Origin of the sequence: Streptomyces griseochromogenes (genome assembly GCF_001542625.1) — a bacterium.
GTDB lineage: Bacteria > Actinomycetota > Actinomycetes > Streptomycetales > Streptomycetaceae > Streptomyces > Streptomyces griseochromogenes.
In genome coordinates this window covers 5,557,965-5,573,918 of the sequence record NZ_CP016279.1, presented here as the reverse complement: position 1 = coordinate 5,573,918, position 15,954 = coordinate 5,557,965, and the positions used below count along the sequence as shown (strand labels likewise).

The following is a 15,954-nucleotide window of genomic DNA, read 5'->3' as shown; positions in this document are numbered from 1 at the left end:
TCCGGATGCGGGGACAACTCGCACGTCCGGTTCTGAGGGGCCCCGTCCCTGCGAAGGAGTACACCAGGCGTCTGCTGGCCGCCGTGCCTCGGCTGACCGTGGGCGAGCCGGTGTGCACCGGGTACGCTGAGCACCCCCGGTCAGCCGGGACCGCCGAGAGGCCGGAGCCTGCTGGGAGCGGGGAGGAGTCCTCGCACGGCGGGCGTGCCGAGGGGCCGGAGCAGGCCGGGTACGACGAGAAGCGCGAGGATGCCGGGTGCATCGGGAAACCCGACCCTGCCGGGTGTACCGCGAAGCCCCGGCCCGCCGGGTGCGTGCCGGAGCCGGATGGATCGGGGCCGGTCGTGGAACTCCGGGACGTCTCCGTGCGCTTCGGCCGCGGGCGCCGCAGTTTCAGGGCGCTCAGGGACGTGTCCCTCACCGTCCACGCCGGCGAGACGGTCGGCCTCGTCGGCGAGTCCGGCTCTGGCAAGTCGACCGCCGCCCGGGTCGCCCTGGGCCTCGTCCGCGCGTACGCCGGCTCGGTGACGCTCTTCGGCAGCGACCTCGCCTGCACCCGCGGGCGGCCCCGCCGTTCGCTGCTGTCCGGTGTGGGCGTGGTGCTGCAGGACCCGGTGGCCTCGCTGGACGCACGGATGAGCGTCGCGGAGTGTGTGGCCGAGCCGCTGCGCGTGCACCGGCGGGGCCTGTCCGCCACGCAGCGGCGCGCCCGGGTCGTCGAGGTGCTCGAACTCGTCCGGTTGTCCGCCGGGCTGGCGACGCGCGGGCCGCGCGAGCTGTCGGGCGGTCAGCGCCAGCGGGTGAGTCTCGCCCGCGCCCTGGTGCTCGAGCGGCGGCTGCTGGTGGTGGACGAGCCGACCAGCGCGCTGGACGTGAGTGTGCAGCGGACGGTGCTCGAAGTGATCGCCGAGCTGCAGGAAGAACTGGGCTTCGCGTGCCTGTTCGTCTCCCACGATCTGGCCGTGGTGCAGGAGTTCGCGCAGCGGGTCGTCGTCATGCGGGCCGGGGCCGTCGAGGAGGAGGGGCCGACCATGACCACGCTGCTGCGTCCGAAGACGGAGTACACGCGTCGGCTGATCGCGGCCGTTCCCGTCCCGGACCCCGTCCTGCAACGCCGGCGACGGGCCCCTCTCGGGCTGGATCCCCCCGTAACGGCTCCTGCCGGGATGCTCGCCGGTGTCGACATCGGAGGGACGGTCACCGAGGTGGTGCTGTGCGCGGCGGACCTCCGTGTGATCGACCGGCTCACCGTGCCCACCCCGGCGCACGACGGCGGCACGGCGATGGTCTCGACCGCGCTCGACGCTCTGCGTCTGCTCCTCGACCGCACGCCCGGGCGGCTGCTCGGCGTAGGGGTCGGTGCCGCCGGTGTGGTGGACCCGGGGGCGGGGCGGATCCTCGTGGCCAGCGGCTCCTTCCGTGGCTGGGCGGGTTTCCCGGTGACGGCAGCGGTCGAGGAGGGGCTGGGCGTACCGGCGTACCTGGACAACGACGTCAACGCATTCCTGCGCGGCGAGGTCGCGCAAGGTGCGGTCGTGGGCGAGCGGCACGTCCTCGGAATGACCCTCGGCACCGGAGTCGGCGGTGTGCTGTGGCTGGAGGGCAGGCTGTACGGCGGCCCGCACGGCGCGGCCGGCGAGATCGGCCATGTGCCGGGCTTCGGCGCTCTGCCGTGCACCTGCGGGGGCCGCGGCCATCTGGAGACGCTGGCGTCCGGCCGGTCGATCGCCGCCCGCTACGCCGAGCGGACCGGGCGGAACACCACCGCCCGCAGGGTCGCCGAGGCGGCGGCCCTCGGCGGCCCGGACGCGTGCGCCGTGTTCGAGACCGCCGGTGCTTCCGTGGCCCGCGCGCTCCTCGTCACCGCGGGCCTGCTGGATGTCTCCACCTTCGTGATCGGCGGTGGCGTCAGCCGGACCTGGGGGCTCCCGGAGCCGTCGGTCCGGCGGACGCTGACCGCCGAACCCCCGGTCAGCGGACGGCGGATCCGGGTGGCGCCGGCCCACCTGGGCGGCGACGCCGTGGCGGTCGGCGCGGCGTCCCGGGCCCGGACGGAACTCGCCCCGGGCACCTGCGTGTGACGTCCCGTCAACGGTCGGGTGACTGCGCACCTCCGGCTTCCCGACACCGGAGGTGCGCCGGTGCGGACGATCGCACCGGGCCGTCTACACCGCGAGCCAGGCCGCGTGGTCGGGTGCGAGCAGGCCGTTCTCGACCGGTCCGCTCGCCAGCAGGACCGAGGTGTGGGCGGGCAGGCGGTACATCCCGGCCGAGAAGTTGACCACGCAGACGAAGCCGGGGTCACGGCCGAAGGCGAGGACTGCCTCGGGGGTTTCCAGCCAGGTGAGGGAGCCGTCGCCGAGCGCGGGGTGCTCGCGGCGCAGCCGCAGGGCGCTGCGGTACAGCTCCAGCATCGAGGTCCCGTCCCCGGTCTGGGCCTCCACGCTCAGCCCGCCCCAATCGGCGGGCTGCGGCAGCCAGGGCGCTGCCGAGGCGGCCGCGGGGCTGAATCCGTACGGCGCGGCCTTCCCGGACCACGGGATGGGCACGCGGCAGCCGTCGCGGCCCCGGTCGGTGTGTCCGGACCGCTCCCAGACGGGGTCCTGGAGCATGTCCTCGGGCAGGTCCTCGACCTCGGGCAGGCCCAGCTCCTCGCCCTGGTAGATGTAGGCGCCGCCGGGCAGGGCGAGCATGAGCAGGGCGGCCGCGCGGGCGCGCCGAGTGCCCAGTTCCAGGTCCGCGGCGCCGTCTGGACGGTACGGTTCGTTGGCGGTCCACCGCTTGACCCTCTCGCGGCCGTAGCGGCTGGGGTGTCGCATGACGTCGTGGTTGGACAGCACCCAGGTGGCCGGTGCGCCCACGGCGCCGAGCATGGCCAGGGAGTCGTCGATGACCGCGCGCAGGTCCTTCGCGTCCCAACCGGACATCAGGAAGTCGAAGTTGAAGGCCGTGTGCAGGCCGTCCCCGCGAACGTAGGCCGCGAGGCGTTCGGGCGTGTCGGCCCAGGCCTCGGCGACGAACGACCGGTCGCCGGGGAACTCGTCGGCCACCTTCCGCCAGGCGCGGTAGATGTCGTGGACCTCGTCACGGTCCCAGTGGGGGTGGTCGACGTGCTGCCGGGGCTGTTCGTCGACGGGCTCGCGCGGGGCGAGGGGACCGAGCACCGCCGGTTCCCGGCGCGGCGGCAGGTCGGGCAGTTCGGGGTGCTTGACGAGTCCGTGGGCGACGTCGATGCGGAACCCGTCCACGCCCCGGGCGAACCAGAAACGCAGGATCGACTCGAACTCCTGGCGCACATCGGCGTGTTGCCAGTTGAGGTCGGGCTGCTGGGGGGCGAACAGGTGCAGATACCACTGGCCGTCCGGCAGCCGGGTCCAGGCCGGTCCGCCGAAGCAGGAGACCCAGTCGTTGGGCGGTTCGGCGCCGCTGGGTCCGCGGCCGGGCCGGAAGACGTACCGGTCGCGTTCCGGGCTGCCGGGTCCGGCCGCGAGGGCGGCCCGGAACCAGGGGTGCTGGTCGGAGGTGTGGTTGGGCACGATGTCGGGGATGACGCGGATCCCGTGCCGGTGCGCCTCCTCGATGAGTTGCTCGGCCTCGGCCAGGGTGCCGAAGAGCGGGTCGATGGCGCGGTAGTCCGCCACGTCGTACCCGTGGTCCGCCATCGGCGACCTGTACCACGGATTGATCCATATGGCGTCGACGCCGAGCGACCGGAGGTAGGGCAGCCGGGAACGGAGGCCGGCGATGTCGCCGACGCCGTCGCCGTTCGCGTCGGCGAAACTACGGATGTAGACCTGGTAGATGACGGCGCTGCGCCACCACGGTGCGGTGCGGGGCATGGCGTGGAGTGGGCCCTTCGGGTGTTGGGACGGCGGATTGTCTACTTGGCTGCGCCTGCGGTGAGTCCGGCGACGATCCGGCGCTGGAAGAGCAGCACCATGACCACCAGGGGGACGGTGACCAGGACTCCTGCCGCCATCTGGCTGCCGAACGGGGTCTCGAACTGGGTCGCGCCGGAGAACTTGGAGATGGAGACGGGGGCTGTCTGCATGGCCGGCTTGTTGGTCATCGACAGGGCGATGAGGAACTCGTTCCAGGCGGCGATGAAGGTGATGATCGCCGTGGTGAAGATGCCCGGGGCGGCCAGCGGAACGATGATCTTACGGAAGGCCTGGCCGCGGGTGCAGCCGTCGATCATGGCGGCGTGCTCCAGCTCGTCGGGCATCTGCCGGAAGAAGGTGGTCAGGTTCCACACCGCCAGCGGCAGTGCGAACGACATGCTCGGCACGATCATGGCCTGGTAGGTGTTGATCCAGCCGATGTCCGTGAACAGCTTCAGCAGTGGGACCACGATCGACACCACCGGGAACATCGAGGTGGCGATGATCAACGTGAGGATCAGCCGCTTGAACCGGAACTCCAGCCGGGCCATCGCGTAGGCGGTGAAGGTGGCCAGCAGCAGCGCCAGTGCGGTGGTGATGCCGGCGACGATCAGACTGTTGAGGAGCGCATGTGTGAACCCCTGGGACGGGCTGAACACCGCCCGGTAGTTCTCGAACGACACCGGGGAGGGAAGCAGCGAGGTGTCGAAGATGTCCGAGGTGCGCCGCAGGCTGGAGACCACCATCCAGTAGAACGGGGCCAGGCAGTAGGCCACCACCGCGGCGACGCCGGCGTACAGCAGCCGCCCCCGCCATTTCGCCGTGAGGGTCATGCCGTCACCTCCGCACGGCGCAGCGCCGGGACACGTACTCGTCTGTTCCTGCCGGCGCCTTTGCCTGCGGCACCGCCGTCGCCGGCGAGGTCCGTGCCGAGCACGCGGACGAAGGCGAGCGCGATGAGGAGGACGTAGAGGAAGAGGAGCACCGCGTAGGCGGAGGCCGGTCCGAAGCGGACGTTGGAGGCCTCGTTCTGCGCGAGCATGGACAGGGTTTCCACCGAGTTCTTCTGTGCGCCGACGAGGATGTACGGCAGGTCGAACATCCGCAGCGCGTCCAGGCACCGGAACAGGACCGCCACCAGCAGTGCGGGTTTCACCAGGGGCAGGGTGATGTGCCAGAACTGCCCCAGGGCACTCGCCCCGTCGATCCGCGCCGCCTCGTAGACCTCCTTCGGGATCACCTGCAGTCCGGCCAGGACCAGCAGTCCGATGAAGGGGGCGGTCTTCCACACCTCGGCGATGATCACGGCGACCTTGGCGTGGAAGCCCTCGGTGGTCCACAGGATCTGGTGTCCGACGAGGGCGTTGGCGATGCCGTTGCTGTTGAAGATCCATCGCCACAGCAGGGCGGAGATGGCCGTGGGGACGGCCCAGGGTACGAGGATGCCGGCCCGCACCAGGGCCCGGCCCCGGAACGCCTTGTGCATGATCAGGGCCATCGCCACGCCGATCAGCGTCTCCAGGCCCACCGTGACGACGGTGAAGAAGGTGGTGTTCCAGAAGGCGTTCCAGAACCGGTCCCCGCCCGTGCCGAAGATGTCGCCGTAGTTCCTCAGCCCCACGAAGGGCTCGGTGGTGCGGATGAAGCCGGTCTTCGGATCGAGTCCCTTGGTCCCGTACAGCGACTCCTTCAACGCCATGACCGTCGGATAGAGCACGACGATCGAGAGGACCAGGAGCGTCGGCGACACGAGCAGTGCCGCCATCCGCCCCGAGCCCGCGGTCGCCCTGGCCCGCTGTCGCCGGAGGCCCACCGGCGGGGAATGCCGCCCTGGTCGAAGGGCGGTCGGCCCGGGTGCGTCCGCTGCGGTTCCGGGCGGGATCTTGATGTCGGCCATGGCCCGGCTCCTCACTGCGCCGTTGCGTGCTGCAGGTCGTTCTGCAGGTCCTTGAGCGCCTGCGTGCTGCTCTTGCTGCCGGTCAGCGCGGCGTAGGTCTCCTGCTGGATCGCCGATGTCACGTCGCCGTACTGCACCACCCGCGGGCGCGGCACGGCCCGCAGGATGGACTGCTTGAGGACGGGCAGATACGGATACTGCTTGACCAGCGAGGCGTTGTCGTACAGGTCCGTGTACGGCGGAGCGAGGGAGGCGTCCCTGAGGAACGTGCCCGCGCTGTCCTCGCTGCTGAAGAACTTCATGAAGTCCAGTGCCGTGGCCTTGTTCTTGGCGAAGGACGACAGGGCCAGGTTGTGGCCGCCCAGGCTGGAGGAGCCGGGTCCGTTCAGGCCGGGGAGAGGGGCGACCGCGAACTTGCCCGCCGCCTTGGATTTCTCGGCCAGGGCGTACACGTACGGCCAGTTGCGGAGGAAGATCAGCTTCCCGGACTGGAACGCCTGACGGCCGTCCTCCTCCTGGTAGGTGACGGCTTCCTTGGGGATCGTCCCGTCCTTGACGGAGCCGGCGAGGAAGTCCAGGCCCTTCTTCGCCTCGGGGGTGTCGACGTGCGGCCTGCCGTTCGCGTCGGTGACGACACCGCCCGCCGAGTTCACGGCCTCGGCGAAGTTCACCGTCAGGCCTTCGTACTTCTGGAACTGTCCGGCGTAGCAGGACATGCCCTTGGCCTCGGGCAGCTTCTTCACCTTGGCGCAGTCGGCGGTCATCTCCGACCAGGTGGCCGGGGGCCTGGTCACGCCGGCCTTCTTCAACAGGTCGGTGCGGTAGTACAGCAGTCCGCCGTCCGAACTGGCCGGAGCCGCGTACAGGTTGCCGCGGTACTTCGCCGTCTCCACCACCGGCTTCAGCATGGTCCGCAGCGGGAACTGCTTCTCGGGCAGGCGGTCGATCCACTGGTGGGCGGCGAACTCCGACGTCCACACGACGTCGAGGGAGAGCACCGTGTAGGCGTCGGACTTCGTCTCCGCGTTCTGGATCATCTGCTGGCGCTGCGAGTCCGCATCCGTCGGCAGCTGGATGAAGGTGACCTTCTCCTTCGGATGCAGCCTGTTCCACCGGTCGATGACCTTCGGGACGACGCCGGACGTGTCCTTGCCCGCCACGTACGTGATGGGGCCACGGCCCTGGAACGACGTGCTTCCGGCCGACGCCCCGGCTCCGCCGTCCCCGGACGACCCGCAGGCGGTGACGAGGAGTCCGGCGGCCGCGAGTGCTGTCGAACACTGGAGGGCTCTGGTGGTCCTGATCTTCACTGTCCTTCTCCTGGGTCGTGCGGAACCGAAGCGTGGCTGACAGTGCTGTCACGGCGTTTTCGCGCATGAAATGTGCAGGTCATGGAGCCGGTAGGCAACTACCCGGGAGAGGGGTGCGACTCCGTCGAGACAACGCTTGCACGCTAGGAGTGCACCTAGGGGAAGTCAATGCGTAACTTGCCGGTAGCACCGCCGAGTTTAGATGTGATGCGCATTTTATTTGCGGGCAAATGGTGCAATAACGCCCGACCGTAAGATCGTGACAGCGCTGTCACGCGAAGGCATGCAGAAGAGCGGACCTGTGCTAACTTCCGCTCATGTCATCCGCTCAACGGCTTCCCACGATGGCCGACGTCGCCGAACGGGCAGGGGTGTCCCCGTCCACCGTCTCGCGCACCCTGCGCGGCCTGCCGACCGTCTCACCGGAGGTCCGCGCCCGGGTCGAGAAAGCCGCCCGCGAGCTGAACTTCGCGGTCTCGCGGCAGGCCGCGAGCCTGGTCACGGGCAAGACCGGGGTCGTGGCGGTGCTCGTGCCCACGCTCAACTCGTGGTTCATGGGATCGGCACTGTCCAGCCTGGGCCCGCTGCTGCGCGCAGCCGGCATGGAGCTGACCGTCTACGTGATATCCGACATGAGCGAGCGCACCGCGTTCTTCGAGCACCTCCCGGCCCGGCGGAACGCCGACGCACTGGCGGTGTTCGGATTCGACCTCACCGACGAGGAGACCGTACGGCTGGACGACCTCGGGATGCCGGTCATCTATGTCAGCCAGCACGCGGAGGGCCGTCCGAGCGTGTACGTCGACGACGTGGACGGAGCCTGCAAGGCCACCCGGCACCTGCTCAACCTCGGGCACCGCCGGATCGCCTTCGCGCCGACCGTGGGCGCCAGCGGCTTCTGCTTCAGCTCGCGCGAGCGTCTGCTCGGCTACCGGCAGGCGCTCACCGAGGCGGGCATCCCGATCGACGACGACCTGGTGGTCACCATGTCGTTGGAGGACAGGCGGGGCATCACGCAAGGGGTCGGGAAACTGCTGAGCCTGCGGGAGCCGCCCACCGCGATCTTCGCCGAGATGGACGAGCTGGCCATCGCGATCATCCACTCCCTGCGCAAGGCGCGGATCCAGGTGCCCGAGCGGATCTCCGTCATCGGTTTCGACGATCATCAGGTGGCCGAGTGGACGGATCTGTCCACGGTCGCCCAGTCGCCCTCGGACATGGGCCGCCTGGCAGGCGAACTGGCGCTGCAGCTCATCCAGGACTCCGACACGGGCCACACGCGCCACATCGTCCTGCCCACGCACTTGATCCCACGGGGCACAACGGCCCCGCCGCCCGTTCCCCGGCGCGAGGGCGACTCCGAGGACGAGCGCGCCTGAGAGTCCACCGCAGACGGGGGGCACTGGGATCAGCTGCCCGCAGCTCCGGCAGGGGCCGGAGCGGGGGTGACCTAGGGAGCGATGCGCACGAACGCGCCGTCCTCGGGGTCACGTACTTCGAGATCAGCTGCTGGTCGCTCATGCGATCGACTTCGTCGTTCCTTGCGACGGGAAAGATCACGTGAGTGCCCTTGTCCGTCCAGTAATCGACGGCGCGATGTGTGTCGGTGGCTCGGCTCATGCTCTGCTCCCTTGCGGCGCGTGGGGTTCCGGGTGCGTCAGTGCAGGCTGCAGGGTCAACGGGAAAAGGGGCTTCCGTTTTTCGCCCCGGGCTTTTCGGCTGGTGCGGATCCAGTCGAGCCCACTCATCGTCAGATAGATCGCCCCGCCCCACAGCGAACCGAACGATTGCCTGAAGAGCCCGTTACCCGATCCGTCGGACAGGCTTTAGTGTCCCGAGTCAGTGATCCGTCGTTGATTTGGCATGGGCGTCCGGGGCCGAAGCTGGCCGTGCTGGCGTTGTCGGATCACGAGCGGCACGTGCTGCAGGGGTGGGTGCGGGCGACGTCGACGCCACAGGGCCAGGCTCCGAGATCGCGGATCGTGCTGGCCTGCGCGGAGATCGGTCTTGATGGGCTGCCGCGTTCTGCCAGCGCGGTCGCGCGGGAACTGGGGATCACGACGGAGACGGTCTCCAAGTGGCGGTCCCGGTTTCTGCGGCACCGGCTCGACGGTCTGGGCGACGCGCCCAGGCCCGGGCGGGCCCGCACGGTCAGCGACGAACAGGTCGACGCAGTCCTCAAAGCCACGCTGGAGTCGAAGCCGAAGAACGCCACGCACTGGTACACGCGGTCGATGGCGGCGAAGCCGGGTCTGTCACAGTCGACGGTCTCGCGGATCTGGCGGGCCTTCGGCCTTCAGCCCCACCGGGCGGAGGCGTTCAAGCGGTCCACCGACCCGTTCTTCATCGACAAGGTCCATGACGTGGTCGGGCTCTACCTCGATCCGCCGGAGCGGGCCCTGGTTCTGTGCGTGGACGAGAAGTCGCAGATCCAGGCCCTGGACCGGTCCCAGCCCGTCCTGCCGATGATGCCTGGGGTGCCCGAGCGGGTCAGCCACGGCTACCTGCGGGCCGGCACCACCACCCTCTTCGCCGCACTCGACGCGGCAACGGGCAAAGTGATCGGTTCGCTCCACCGCCGGCATCGCGCTGCGGAGTTCAGGAAATTCCTGTCCAAGCTCGACCGCGAGCTCCCCATCGGCCTGGACGTCCACCTCATCTGCGACAACTACGCGACCCACAAGACCGAGACGATCAGGCGTTGGCTGCTGGCACACCCCCGCTTCCACCTGCACTTCACCCCAACCGGATCGTCCTGGCTCAACCTGGTCGAGCGGTGGTTCGCCGAGCTGACCAACAAGAAACTCCGCCGCGGCGTCCACCGCTCCGTCCAGTCCGTCGAGCGCGACATACGCACCTGGATCGCCACCTGGAACGACGACCCCCGCCCCTACGTGTGGACGAAGACCGCCGACCAGGTCCTTGAATCCCTCGCCGCATACTGCCGACGGATCACTGACTCAGGACACTAGGACGTGTTTGAGATGTGGTCACAGGGCTTGCAGTATGAGGGTGAGTTGGACGGTCGACTCGTAGCGGACGGCGAGCTTGTCGTACCTGGTCGCGATGCTTCTGGCCTGCTTCAACAGGCCGATCCGGCATTCGACTTTGTGTCTGCGCTTGTACATCTCGCGGTCGAAGCCGGGCGGGCAGCCACCGGCCGAGCCTCGGCGGATCCGGTGGCCGGCCTGATCGCGCTTCTCCGGGATGGTGTGCGCGATCCCGCGTTTGCGCAGGTAGGAGCGGATCTGGCGCGACGAGTACGCCCGGTCCGCGAGCACATGCTCCAGACGGGTGCGCGGAGGTCCACCGCCGACCCGGGGTACGCGGATCTTGTTCATGACCGGCTCGAAGACCGGTGCGTCACCCCGCTGGCCGGTGGTGATGACGGCGGCGAGAACGTGGTAAGAGGCGTCTACGGCGAGGTGAATCTTGGTGGTCAGCCCGCCGCGCGAGCGTCCGAGGCCGTGGTCGTCCGGCTCGGCCGCCAAGCCGTCCGGACGCGTCCGGATCGGATCGTGAGCCCCTTTTTGCGGGCCCCGGCGGCGTGCTGGTGAGCTCGGCAGAGGGTGGAGTCAATCGAGACCCCCCACTCGGTGGTGCCGTCGGCATCGGCCGTGACCTGCAGCTTCTTCAGGATGCTGGGCCAGGTCCCGTCGATCTGCCAGCGCCGGAACACCGCATACGCCATCTCCCAGGGACCGTATCGCTCGGGCACGTCCCGCCAGGGCGAGCCAGTCCGGGCTCGCCACCAGATCCCTCGAAGACCTGTCGTCGATCCCTCGGCGGCCGGCCCATCTTCGGTATCGGCGGCAACAACCGCTCCAGCCGCTCCCACTGTGCATCCGTCAGATCGCCACGAGACATTCGAAGATCGTTTCACGATCTTGATCAACACCTCAAACACGCCCGCACGGCCCATCCGAGACCCACCCCGACGGTCACACGAGCGGCGCGCTCACGATCCCGCCGCTCGAGCGCCCCTCCAGTCGTATGCCACGCTCGCACTGTACGTACCGCCTGCGTCCTCCGCTGTCGATTGCGCAACGGCCTCGATGCGCCTTGCTACCTTTCCTCGTTCCCCTCGCAGCGACTCTCTGCCTCACCATCGGAGATCTCGTGCGCCGACCGGCTGGCGGTGCACCACAAGCGGAACCGCATCCAGGCGCACAATCGAGCGCAGGCTTGCCGCGTGTCGACGTCTGCTGCGAGCGCCTCACGCCAGGCGACGCCCGCGATTACGTTCGTGCCTCCGGTGTCCTGGCCGGTCCGAGACGGGTGTCCGCGCGTCCGCGTCGGTGCAGGTCATCGACTATGGCTCGAGCGGAATCGGGAGCGCGCCTTACGCCGCGTACCAAGCACCGACGCAGGTCACTGTCACACGAGCAGCGCCTCGAGCTCCGGAAGTCGGCCGAACAGGTCGGGGAGGCCGCGCACTCCGTTGCGCACGGACTCGTGCGACAGCGCGAGGTCAGGGCCTGTGCTCGCCTCGACACCGGCGAGGCACCGGAGGATGTTCCACCTCGTGTGCCCCAGCCAGCCGCCGATCATGAACACAAACCAGCTTGCACCTGACCGCGGCAGCGCTCCGCCCCCCGCGACATAGCCGTCGAGAACCGAGCGGAAGATGGCGGGCTTGATGTCGTCGAAGCCAGGTCCCTTCGCGAGGCTGAGCGCGGTCGAGCCGAGCTCACTGGACAGGTCGAGCATCCCCGAGAGCTCCCAGTCGAGCACCACCGGCCGACCCTCTCGAGCGAGCAGGTTCCACGGATGGATGTCCCTGTGGGTCAGCACGACGGGGCCTGGCCGTTCGCAGGTGTCGACGAAGTGGGCAAGCGAGAGGAATGTCTCGACGTGAGAGGCGAGCTCGTCGGCCCACGGCTGTCCGGTCGCCGCCGCACGCGCGGCGAGCTCGGGCCAGTCCCGTGACGTCGGGTCCTCGATCGACACATGGGTCCACGCGACGTCGAGCGCGTGGATGCGCGCGAGGATCTCACCGATCTCAAACGCGTACGCCGCCGACACCGGCGCTTCGGGCACCTTCTCGCCCTCGACCCATCGGTGAACGAGCGTGTAGTGGCTGGCCGAGATCGGCTCCGGCATCGGAATGCCGGCAGCGAAGGCCGCCCGCTCAAACCTGAACACGTCCTCGACGCGATAGGTCCAGCGGCGGTCGACGAGGTTCAACTCCTTCACCGCGAACGACCCCTGGTCGGTGTCGAGCCGGTACATCCGGTTGGCGAACCCGCCGTGGACGCGGATCATCGGCCCGATCGGCGCGCCGAGATGCGAAAGGTTCACCCACGCATTCTAGGAGCCGGCAGTTCATCGATGCACCGGACTTTCCCGCGATGCATGCTCACGATCACCGCCACGCCGACGAACGGCCACAGCCCGACCACTTACCCAACACGCCTTAGCACCCCACCAGCTACCACGCCCACCCCACTGGCCCACTGCTCATCCATACCGGTTACCGTCGCTCAGCACCCCCGTCCCATCCGGACGGGCCCTGAGGGCGAGGGCGCCGGAGGCCTAGAGCGGGGGACAGGTGTGGGCTCCGCGGGCTGCGGGACGGGTGGCGATCTGGTCGCTGCGCACGCGCAGCGCCTTGTCCGCAAGGTTGGCCGTGCCCTTTTCCCGTTGCGGATTCCACAGCCAGGTCTCGTCGCCGGTTAGGTCGAACACGATGACCGGGTGGTCGACGGGTAGTGGTCCTGGCTGCACGGCCGTCTTCGCCTCATCGAGCGGGTGTATGCAGACACGCCGGGCGCTGATACCGAAATAGGCAGAGGGGCCGTGACCAGCCGCGCCCTGTGCGGCGGTGCGATTGGCAGCCGTGGTGGCGGACGACAGACTCACTATCAAGGCCGCGACCATCATCATCGTGGTGAGGGTGCCGATGATGGTGATGCAGTACGCCTTTGATCCGTTGATCCAGTAGAAGCGCCAGCTCCAGCACGAAGTACACCACCAACCGGGCGGGCAGCAGCCGCTTGCGCTGTTCCGCGCACCCGCAGGCAGCTACCACCCGATCCACCAAACCCGGTGGATACACCCACGTCAACAGACCAACACCCGATAACTCAGAAACGCTTCCAGACACCCGAACCACCCCCGGGACCACCACCAAGCAGCCTACGCGCGCAACCTAAGGCAACGGCATTGCTCCTAAAGGGTGTTGCACAAGGCTGTGAGCTGGGCATCTCCGTCGCGTGGGCGCGGTGTTACGTACTGAGCGGGTCTGGGTGGAGACGTTCACGGGGCTGCGGATTACGCAGTTCGCGCGCTTGTTGAAGGTGGTGCGGGAGCGGGGCGGCAACGGCACGATGCGGGGCCGGCCGTGGTCGTTGCCGCTGGCCGAGCGGGTGCTGATGGTCGCGGTGTACTACCCACGAACCTGACCATGCGGCAGCTGGTTCCGCTGTTCGGTGTCTCCTGCTCAACGGTGTGTCGGGGCATCCAGCGGCTGGGACCGCTGCTCGCACTCGAGCCCGTCTCCCGCCCGGCCGATGCCCCGGAACGGATGTGGATCGTGGACGGCACCCTCATCCGGTCCGCGACCGAAGTGTCGCGGCCTCCGGCCGTAACTATCGATTCTCGGCGAACGTGCAGGTCATCGTGGATGCGGACACCAGGCTGGTGATCGCGGCAGCCCGCCTGGTGCCGGGAACCACCGCGGACGCGCACGCCTGGCGCGCATCCGGGCTCAGCGAGCACTGTCAGGGCGTGACGGTGCTCGGTGACGGTGCCTATCTCAACTACGGGATGGCGGTGCCGCACCGCAAACGCCCTGGGCGCCCTCTTCACGTGCCGCCATGAGTGCTGCCAGCGGCAGACCCCCTGTAAGGGGTGCGAGCACCCTGCGGCTGGGCAGCAGGAGCAGCCATTGGCCGACGGTTCACGGTCATAGGCCGTCGGACCTTGCTTCCCCGTGTTTGTTTTCGCAGCCAGGTCTGGTTAGACCTCAAGCTCAATCGCCGTCGGGGCGGTGGCCCGGTGACAGTGGGGCAGCCGCGCTCCAAAGCGTCTCGAAGAGTTCGCTACGGCGGCGGATGATCTTGCGGGCGTGGTCGCTGTCGTCCCTGGACCAGCGAGTAAGCAGGGAATCCCAACCCACGATGTCCAAGAGGCGGCTGCCGGCGGTCTCGGGGGCAGAGGCGGCAGGGGTTGCTGTGGGTGACGGGTTGGGGCGCAGATGGAGCTTGTCGTAGATGCCCTCGTACAACACTTCGTTGTTGATGAAGTAGAGCTTCAGGAACGGCGACATGTGGAACACGCGGAACTCCACCATCAGAGTTCCTCTCTGACCGGCAGTCATCCGCTGCACCTGAGACTCCAGACTGCGCTCGTAGTCGCCGATCTGGCGTCTCAGGTATTCGCGGAAGCGTGGAGCGTCGGAGACCTTGCCGTTCGCGTCCACCTGACCGGGCACCTCGATCCTCTTGGAGAGGTCCGGTACCAGCACGCGCAAGCTCACAGAGCGCCGCGGATTTTCGCTCAGTTCCTGGAGGATCCTCATCAGCGGGACGGCGAGCGTCGCGCCGGTGAACCCCATCGTCGCCAGCCGGACTTCGTCCCCAGCCTCGAGCGCCTCCTTGATTTCATGCTCCAGCGCGATCGGCTTGACCACCTGTCCCGCCCGCGGGTGCAGCATCATCTCGCTCAGGTGCTGCACCTGCCGGTCCAGCCGCTGCACCATGAGTCCCAGGGTCTCCTCGTTCTCCCGCTGGGCTGTGCTCGCCCCGTTGAACCGCTGCGCCTCGGCGTACAGCACGTAGCCCACAACGGCGAGCAGCGCCCCGACCAGGCAGGCTTTGCCCTGCAGGGCATCACCGACGGGCTGTACGAGGCTGATGCCAAAGACGGCTATCAACAAGAGTCGCGTGATCGTGCCCTCAGCTCGTGCCCAACCGGCGGCCAACCTGCCGCTCCACGGCGTCCTTGTGTCCGTCACCGGTTCCCCCGCAAGCCAATGAGCTCAAACCCGCATGTCCATGGTGCCCGCTGAAGTGCCGTCAGGAACAGAACGGCTCTGTCTCGAAGGGCAGATGATCCCGTCTCCCCAGGCCATCGCTTTTGTACTGAAGGTCATGCTGATGTGTTGGGCAGGTAGTTGATGAGGTCCGCGAGTGCCCTGAGGGCGCCGCGGCTCTCACCGGCGCAGATGCAGATGTCTCCGTCGTAGCGATGCACGGACTCCGGGAAGCGGGATTCCTGCGCGGTCCCTGCCGGGACGACCTGCTGCTTGAGGCGGGCGTACCGGCGACGAAGCTGCTTGGGGCGACGCTCGGGAGCATCAAGGACGGACAGGTGCTTGATCCTGGAGCGGTTGGTGGCTGCGACATTGGTGGCGACCCAGGACTGGTCCAGGTCATGACCTTGTGTGCCGAGCCGCTCGACCTGTTCACATCTGGTCTACAGAAGAGCACTGCGCTGGGCTGAACCAGTTCTTCACCGGCTGCTGGCCGGCCGCCTTCTCCCGAAGGCTCAGCTCGACCAGATGCGCACCACCGTCCCCGCCGGTTACCCCTTTCCTGCCGGCGCCCGTTACGGGCCGGGACTCGTGAGCACGCCGCTGTCGTGCGGCGGTGTGTACTGGGGCCACGGCGGCAGCATGACGGGATACGAGACCCGAGGCGGCGCCACCGAGGACGGCCGCGCGACCAACGTCGCCGTGACCACGCAGCCGAGCCAGACAACCAAGGAGCGCATGGACGGTGTCGAGGACACGGCCCTGTGCCGCTGAACCGCGCGACCGATGGAGTGTCCGGCAGGTCACTGGCGGAGCCAAAGCAGCACCCGGTGTGGACGATCATGTAATTCCAGCCGCTTGGTCACGTGGTTTTCCACCCTGTCGGTGGCG

At 68.5% G+C, this 15,954-nt stretch carries 11 protein-coding genes and 5 pseudogenes; 7 read left to right on the top strand and 9 right to left on the bottom strand.

Going from position 1 to position 15,954, the window contains the following annotated elements; all coding sequences use genetic code 11:
* Positions 1 to 47: 47 nt before the first annotated feature.
* Positions 48 to 1,127: pseudogene (locus tag AVL59_RS23760) on the top strand (ABC transporter ATP-binding protein); the annotation flags it as partial.
* A 39-nt stretch (positions 1,128 to 1,166) separates the two neighbouring features.
* On the top strand, positions 1,167 to 2,081 hold the full coding sequence (locus tag AVL59_RS23755; RefSeq protein WP_067317671.1) for an ROK family protein: 915 nt from the start codon (positions 1,167 to 1,169) through the stop codon (positions 2,079 to 2,081).
* A gap of 84 nt (positions 2,082 to 2,165) precedes the next feature.
* Here the strand turns inward: AVL59_RS23755 and AVL59_RS23750 are convergent, their stop codons facing one another.
* From AVL59_RS23750 to AVL59_RS23735, 4 genes are read right to left on the bottom strand one after another with little or no spacing between them, the layout of a single operon-like run.
* Entirely contained in the window at positions 2,166 to 3,839 is a 1,674-nt protein-coding gene (locus AVL59_RS23750) for a glycoside hydrolase family 13 protein (RefSeq protein WP_067307844.1), read from the bottom strand.
* 41 nt (positions 3,840 to 3,880) lie between these two features.
* On the bottom strand, positions 3,881 to 4,714 hold the full coding sequence (locus tag AVL59_RS23745) for a carbohydrate ABC transporter permease (protein ID WP_067307841.1): 834 nt from the start codon (positions 4,712 to 4,714) through the stop codon (positions 3,881 to 3,883).
* Positions 4,711 to 5,778 carry a carbohydrate ABC transporter permease gene (locus tag AVL59_RS23740; RefSeq protein ID WP_079146928.1) on the bottom strand — a complete coding sequence of 356 codons (1,068 nt, stop codon included), beginning with the start codon at positions 5,776 to 5,778 and terminating at the stop codon, positions 4,711 to 4,713. The genes AVL59_RS23745 and AVL59_RS23740 overlap by 4 nt, the downstream gene beginning before the upstream one ends.
* Positions 5,779 to 5,789: 11 nt before the next feature.
* Positions 5,790 to 7,088, bottom strand: a complete 1,299-nt coding sequence (locus AVL59_RS23735) for an ABC transporter substrate-binding protein (RefSeq protein WP_067307838.1) — start codon at positions 7,086 to 7,088, stop codon at positions 5,790 to 5,792.
* Between the two features lie 317 nt (positions 7,089 to 7,405).
* Between AVL59_RS23735 and AVL59_RS23730 the strand changes: the two genes are divergently transcribed.
* Positions 7,406 to 8,467, top strand: coding sequence for a LacI family DNA-binding transcriptional regulator (locus AVL59_RS23730; protein ID WP_308281909.1), 1,062 nt, complete (start codon positions 7,406 to 7,408; stop codon positions 8,465 to 8,467).
* 474 nt (positions 8,468 to 8,941) lie between these two features.
* Positions 8,942 to 10,060: an IS630 family transposase gene (locus tag AVL59_RS23725; RefSeq protein WP_245384285.1), complete on the top strand. Its 1,119-nt coding sequence runs from the start codon at positions 8,942 to 8,944 to the stop codon at positions 10,058 to 10,060.
* A gap of 18 nt (positions 10,061 to 10,078) precedes the next feature.
* Here the strand turns inward: AVL59_RS23725 and AVL59_RS49075 are convergent.
* The 4 genes and pseudogenes from AVL59_RS49075 to AVL59_RS56590 form a co-directional block, all read right to left on the bottom strand.
* Positions 10,079 to 10,955 (bottom strand): annotated as a pseudogene (locus AVL59_RS49075) (IS5 family transposase).
* A 510-nt stretch (positions 10,956 to 11,465) separates the two neighbouring features.
* Positions 11,466 to 12,389 (bottom strand): phosphotransferase family protein, encoded by a 924-nt coding sequence (locus AVL59_RS23710; protein WP_067307830.1) that lies wholly within the window; start codon positions 12,387 to 12,389, stop codon positions 11,466 to 11,468.
* A 234-nt stretch (positions 12,390 to 12,623) separates the two neighbouring features.
* Positions 12,624 to 12,974: a hypothetical protein gene (locus AVL59_RS56595; protein ID WP_237281974.1), complete on the bottom strand. Its 351-nt coding sequence runs from the start codon at positions 12,972 to 12,974 to the stop codon at positions 12,624 to 12,626.
* A 34-nt stretch (positions 12,975 to 13,008) separates the two neighbouring features.
* Positions 13,009 to 13,194 (bottom strand): annotated as a pseudogene (locus AVL59_RS56590) (transposase domain-containing protein); the annotation flags it as partial.
* Positions 13,195 to 13,303: 109 nt separating this feature from the next.
* On the opposite strand from AVL59_RS56590, the pseudogene AVL59_RS23705 reads away from it, so the two are divergent.
* Positions 13,304 to 13,895: pseudogene (locus AVL59_RS23705) on the top strand (transposase); the annotation flags it as partial.
* A 166-nt stretch (positions 13,896 to 14,061) separates the two neighbouring features.
* On the opposite strand, the gene AVL59_RS23700 reads toward AVL59_RS23705, so the two are convergent.
* Positions 14,062 to 14,967: an ATP/GTP-binding protein gene (locus tag AVL59_RS23700; protein WP_159400034.1), complete on the bottom strand. Its 906-nt coding sequence runs from the start codon at positions 14,965 to 14,967 to the stop codon at positions 14,062 to 14,064.
* Between the two features lie 311 nt (positions 14,968 to 15,278).
* On the opposite strand from AVL59_RS23700, the gene AVL59_RS53045 reads away from it, so the two are divergent.
* Together AVL59_RS53045 and AVL59_RS23695 are read left to right on the top strand one after the other, a co-directional pair.
* Positions 15,279 to 15,533 (top strand): hypothetical protein, encoded by a 255-nt coding sequence (locus AVL59_RS53045; RefSeq protein ID WP_162494764.1) that lies wholly within the window; start codon positions 15,279 to 15,281, stop codon positions 15,531 to 15,533.
* Positions 15,530 to 15,837, top strand: a pseudogene (locus AVL59_RS23695) (serine hydrolase); the annotation flags it as partial. The gene AVL59_RS53045 and the pseudogene AVL59_RS23695, both read left to right, overlap by 4 nt.
* Between the last annotated feature and the right edge of the window lie 117 nt (positions 15,838 to 15,954).